Annotated in this window: 5 protein-coding genes; 3 read left to right on the top strand and 2 right to left on the bottom strand. The window is 64.9% G+C overall.

Annotated elements, in window-relative coordinates; translation table 11 throughout:
- Window positions 1-474: 474 nt before the first annotated feature.
- A complete protein-coding gene (locus ACKOED_RS10725; RefSeq protein WP_408916590.1) occupies window positions 475-792 on the bottom strand; it encodes a hypothetical protein in 318 nt (105 codons plus the stop codon).
- Between the two features lie 595 nt (window positions 793-1,387).
- A complete protein-coding gene (gene chpT, locus ACKOED_RS10720) occupies window positions 1,388-2,032 on the bottom strand; it encodes a histidine phosphotransferase ChpT (RefSeq protein ID WP_408916589.1) in 645 nt (214 codons plus the stop codon).
- 87 nt (window positions 2,033-2,119) lie between these two features.
- Between chpT and cysQ the strand changes: the two genes are divergently transcribed.
- From cysQ to ACKOED_RS10705, 3 genes are all read left to right on the top strand, one after another.
- A complete protein-coding gene (gene cysQ, locus ACKOED_RS10715) occupies window positions 2,120-2,935 on the top strand; it encodes a 3'(2'),5'-bisphosphate nucleotidase CysQ (protein ID WP_408916588.1) in 816 nt (271 codons plus the stop codon).
- A 128-nt stretch (window positions 2,936-3,063) separates the two neighbouring features.
- Window positions 3,064-3,663 (top strand): DUF1134 domain-containing protein, encoded by a 600-nt coding sequence (locus ACKOED_RS10710; protein WP_408916587.1) that lies wholly within the window; start codon window positions 3,064-3,066, stop codon window positions 3,661-3,663.
- Between the two features lie 62 nt (window positions 3,664-3,725).
- Window positions 3,726-4,289 (top strand): hypothetical protein, encoded by a 564-nt coding sequence (locus ACKOED_RS10705; protein WP_408916586.1) that lies wholly within the window; start codon window positions 3,726-3,728, stop codon window positions 4,287-4,289.
- The last annotated feature ends 859 nt before the right edge of the window (window positions 4,290-5,148 follow it).

Genomic DNA, 5,148 nt, shown 5'->3' with positions numbered 1-5,148 from the left:
GGCATATGAAACGCCGCGCTCCCGGACCAGGTTTACTGCCTCAAGCTTGAACTCGCGGCTGAACTTCCGTCTCTCCATTGGACACCTCCAGTTCCATTAAACACCTTAACTCGGTGTCCACGGAACCGGCAGCAGGCCATTTTGTGGTTAGCGGCTATTACGCCGGTCGCTGAGAAGAACTGCTGCGTGCCGCCGACGCCGAACAGATTGGTGAAGAAGGCAGGGGCGAACAGTGGCTGCCGCCACACCGGGATTTCCGGTTCAGTATTCCAAGCCAGACAATGGCCAAGTTCGAGCGGTCACGATTAATGTCTGCTTCCGGACCTTCAACGAGGCGAAAAGGGAAACACGATGCCCAAACGCCATTCGGTGGCCTTCCGATCCCTCACCCGCCCTTCGGGGCCCCTCTCCCATCGCGCTGCGACGGGAGAGGGGAGAGGACGGCAGGGCCGAGGATGAAAGCGTCCTCTAGAACTATCTACGATCCACCGCCCCACGCGGCGTCCCATGATCGCGCTCACCGCGCTTCAGCTCCACACAACTTGAAACAGCCATGCCGATGTCGCGGGCCAGGCCTTGCGCCACCGGCTCACACACACCCGCCCGCGCCGCTCCGGCGCGCGCCTGCCGCTCATCGCTGGCCAGCAGCTTGCGCCGTTCTGTCCGGTCATCGGTGACAACCGCCTGTTCCGCCGCCGAACGGTTGGCGGGCGAGACCACGGTCCAGAAAATATCCTCCGCCGTCCGGCGCACCCGCTCCATCACGGCGGCCTTCCGGCGCGTCGGACGCATTTCGAAAACGGCGGTGAGGAACTGACCCATCGTATTTGGTTTTGAGAACAGACACAGAACTATATTGAATCGGTGGGCATGTCCACGTGAGAAATCCGCCGGTGAGGCTTCTCCACAGTTTACAGGACGATGGCCGGGGCAAGCCCGCCCTCCACAAACTCGTCACGCCACGGCTCGACCGTGGCGTCCACTTTGACGGCCCTTAGGAGGATGCCCGGATCACGTCCGGGCCAGGCACTTCCCCCATCCACACCACCCCGGGGATGCCTCTTTATGGTCCCTGCAGGAGGGCTTCGGCACGTCTTTGCAAAATATGAAAAATATAGGAAAATAAATCTATAACAGCGTACGCTGTCATCCGGCGTTGACAAATTTCGCCACGCGCGTGCAGAAAAACAGGGAATAAACTCTTAATTTGCCCGGCTTATTCCACCGCCCTGGGGGCTAGCGTCCAGGCAGCGGGGCAACGCAAAAATGTTGCACATTGTTGGCAACGAAATGCACACTGGCGGCATCGTTTTTGTCAACTTACCGCATCAAAAAAGCATGCTTTCCGCATCCGAAAATCATGGCTCCCGGGAGCGCCGGAAATGCCTCACCCGGCGGTCACCACCACGTCGGGGCCGTCCATGGCCATGGCCAGGGTGAGGCCTGCGGCGCGGGCCAGCTCCCTGGCGTAATAGGGCTGCACCAGACGGGCGTCGAGGGCGGTCAGTTCCACCGTGCCGTCCAGCACCTGGACCATCGGCTCGGGAAGCTTGGCGCGGTCGCCCGCGGCGCGGGCGGTGAAACGGTTCTCCTCCACCGTCAGGGTGACGAGGCCGCCCCGCGGAATGCCGGCCAGCGCCATCAGCACCATGTTGAGCGCCAGCTTCACCTGCTGCTTCGGGCGGTTCTCGCGCGGCGCGTTCCATTCAAGCTGCACGCGCTTTTCCTCGCCCACGAAGGCCCTGGCGATGTCGCCCGCCTCGCCGAGATCGATCACCGCGCCAGCCGAGCCCGCCGCACCGAAGGCGATGCGGCAGAACTTGAGCTTGGCCGCCGCCGCCTTGGCCGACGTCCTGACCATGGCGAGCGCGGTTTCCTTGGTTTCGTCGTCCATTTCCGGATCGTCCATCAGCTCAAGGCCGTTGGCGATGGCCCCCACCGGCGAGATCAGATCATGGCAGACGCGGCTGCACAAAAGCGCCGCAAGATCGAGATCGGAGAGCTTCGCGGCGGGCGTTTCGGTGTCTGACATGGGGGTAACCTGAAAGGTGATTCGTTCAATTGTTTCTAGCATTGGCGCGTCCGATTTTCCGCATTGACTGTGAAAGCATTCGCGCACATGAACCACCCGCAAGCCTGCCGGAACCTTACCGACATGACGCCCACCCCTTCCGCCTTCATGCAGCCGCTCATCGATCTCGCCATCGCGGCGGGCCATGAGATCATGGCGATTTACGCCACTGATTTCTCGGCCCGCGCCAAGGGCGACCTGACGCCGGTGACCGAGGCGGACGAAGCGGCGGAAAAGATCATCCTCGCCGGGCTGGCGCGGATCGCCCCGCAGGTTCCGGTGATCTCGGAAGAGGCCGCGGCGGCTGGAAACATCCCCGCCGTGGCGGAACGGTTCTTCCTGGTCGATCCGCTCGATGGCACGCGCGAGTTCATTTCGAAAAACGGCGAATTCACCGTCAATATCGCGCTTGTCAAGAACGGCGTGCCGGTGGCCGGCGTGGTGCTGGCCCCGGCGCTCAACCGCGTGTTCTGGGGCGAGGCGGGCCATGGCGCCGCGCATGGCCGCATTGCCGATGGGGCCGCGGCGCGCTGGCAGCCGCTGCACGTGAGGCCGTTGCCGCCGGACGGCGCCACGGTGGTGGCCAGCCGCTCGCACCGCGACCAGGCGACGGATGACTACCTCAGGACGGTGAAGGCGAAATCACTGTGTTCGGCGGGCTCTTCGCTCAAATTCTGCCTGGTCGCCAGCGGCGAGGCCGATCTCTATCCGCGTTTCGGCCGCACCATGGAGTGGGACACCGCGGCGGGCCAGGCTGTGCTGCTGGCGGCGGGCGGCAAGGTGCTGACGGTGGATGGCGCGCCGCTGTCCTATGGCAAGCGCGCGCGCGGCTATGACAATCCGGGCTTCATCGCCAGCGCCTGACCGCTTGCCGTTCGCAAAGCGTTAACCAAGCCGCAATTCCCTGTTGCTAGCCTGCGGGCTGAACACCGTGTCGCCACCGGCTTGCCATGAGCCTTTGGCACAAGGGACGCAGCAACACCGAGGACTCCATGATCACCAAAAAGCAGCTGTTCATCACCCTGGCGCTTGGCTTGCTGGCGGGCGCCGCCCTGCCCGTCGGGGCCCAGACCACGGGCTCCGTCTCGAAGGCCGAGCAGACCTCGGGCCAGACCTTCAGCAGCGAGGAAGTGCTTGCAGCCGGCCACGGCTTCTTCGGCAAGGCCTCGCGCGACCTGGCGCAGGCCGTCGAATCGGTCTTCGAAAAACAGGGCGAGCCCACCGCCTATATCGTCGGCGAGGAAGCCGCGGGCTCCTTCATCGGCGGCCTGCGCTATGGCGAAGGCACGATCTATTACAAGAGCGGCCTCAAGCAGCGCATCTACTGGCAGGGCCCGTCGGTGGGCTTCGATTTCGGCGGCAACGGCTCGCGCAGCCTGGTGCTGGTCTATCATTCGCAGAGCCCGGAAGACCTCTACGCCCGCTTCGGCGGCGTCGAGGGATCGGCCTATTTCGTCGGCGGATTCGGCGTGAACTTCCAGCAGAAGGACGAGATCATCCTGGCCCCGATCCGCTCCGGGATTGGCGCCAGGCTGGGCGCCAATGTCGGCTATCTCAAATATTCGCCGCAGCCCGACTGGAACCCGTTCTGACCGGCCGGCGTCTGGCCTTTCGCGGCGCGATCGGCTAGCACCATGCCATCGCCGGAGGCGTGATGTTGCAGACCGAAACGGCCCTGCTGTTGGTGCTGGGGTTTTCCCTGGCGAGCCTTCTTGCGCTGTTTTTCCTGCGCCTGATGTGGGCTGCCGCGGTGCGGGTGGGGGCGCGCCGCATGCAGCGCCAGGTGCCCTCGACCATCGCCGAACTGCAGGCCGAGCGGACGCGGCTCCGCGTCGAAAACGCCGAACTTGCCCAAAGGCTTGGCGCCGAGCGCGACGAAGCCAGGCGGGAGGCCGCCGAGCGCCTCGCGGAAGTCAACCGCCACCGCAACCGGCTGCTGGCCGCCGAAGCCGGCGATGACCGGCGCCACGCGGCCAGGATCACCGAACTCGAACAGGCCCTGGCCGATGCCCGGCAGCGCGAGGAAGAGCTTCGCCGCGCGCTTGCCGCCCAGGAGGAAAGCCAGCGCAAGACCCGGCGCAAGCCGCGCGCCCCGGACCCGGCCCCGGCGGTTGACGAGCGCGAGCTGCGGCTGCGGGAGCGTATCGAGAAGCTCAACCAGCTGGCCCGCGCCAGGCCGCCAGACGCGCCGCGCGACGAGGAACAACCGCAACCCTGAGAGCATGCTTTTTCCGGTTGCGGAAAGCATGCTTTTTCGATGCGGTAAGTTGACAAAAACGATGCCGCCGGTGTGCATTTCGTTGCCAGCCAAATGCAACATTTCTGCGTTGCCCCGCTGGCCGGACGCCAGCCCCCGGGGCGGCGGAGTCAGCCGGGCAACTTAAGATTTTATTCCCTGTTTTTCCGCACGCGCGTGGCGAAATTTGTCAACGCCGGATGACAGCGTACGCTGTGATAGATGTATTTTCCTATATTTTTCATATTTTGCAAAGACCGCCGAAGCCCTCCTGCAGGGACCATAAAGAGACATCCCCGGGGGTGGTGTGGATGGGGGAAGTGCCTGGCCCGGACGTGATCCGGGCATCGTCTTAAGGGCCGGCAAAGAGGACGCCACGGTCGAGCCGTGGCGTGACGCGTTTGTGGAGGTTTCCCCCTCTCGTCATGGCCGGGCTTGACCCTGCCATCGTCAGGGGTGGCGGCGGCAAAGAGGATGCCACGGTCGAGACGTGGCGTGACGCGTTTGTGGAGGTTTCCCCCTGTCGTCATGGCCGGGCTTGGCGCGGCCATCGTCAGGGGTGCCGGCGGCAAGAGGATGCCACGGTCAAGCCGTGGCATGACGAGAAGAGGGGGGTGCCGCCGAAGAGGATGCCACGGTCGAGCCGTGGCGTGACGAGAAGAGGGGGTCTGCCGCCGAAGAGGACGCCACGGTCGAGCCGTGGCGTGACGCGTTTGTGGTGGTTTCCCCCCCCTCTCGTCATGGCCGGGGGTGTCCCGGCCAGGGTCAGGGGGGCCGGCGGCCAGAGGGTGCCCGGGTCCCGTCCGGGCCCGGCACATGCCCCCGCCCCACCCCCCCCGGG

The sequence above is a fragment of the Aestuariivirga sp. genome, assembly GCF_046093005.1.
Taxonomy (GTDB): Bacteria; Pseudomonadota; Alphaproteobacteria; order Rhizobiales; family Aestuariivirgaceae; genus Aestuariivirga.
Note: the sequence above shows the minus strand (reverse complement) of the source record. Positions and strands in the feature narration are given on the sequence as shown.

What these genes read in the sequence shown, in the direction of transcription:
- chpT (WP_408916589.1), bottom strand. Translation starts at nt 2,032, where the DNA reads ATGTCAGACACCGAAACGCCCGCCGCGAAGCTCTCCGATCTCGATCTT.
- ACKOED_RS10705 (WP_408916586.1), top strand. Translation starts at nt 3,726, where the DNA reads ATGTTGCAGACCGAAACGGCCCTGCTGTTGGTGCTGGGGTTTTCCCTG.
- ACKOED_RS10710 (WP_408916587.1), top strand. Translation starts at nt 3,064, where the DNA reads ATGATCACCAAAAAGCAGCTGTTCATCACCCTGGCGCTTGGCTTGCTG.
- cysQ (WP_408916588.1), top strand. Translation starts at nt 2,120, where the DNA reads ATGAACCACCCGCAAGCCTGCCGGAACCTTACCGACATGACGCCCACC.
- ACKOED_RS10725 (WP_408916590.1), bottom strand. Translation starts at nt 792, where the DNA reads ATGCGTCCGACGCGCCGGAAGGCCGCCGTGATGGAGCGGGTGCGCCGG.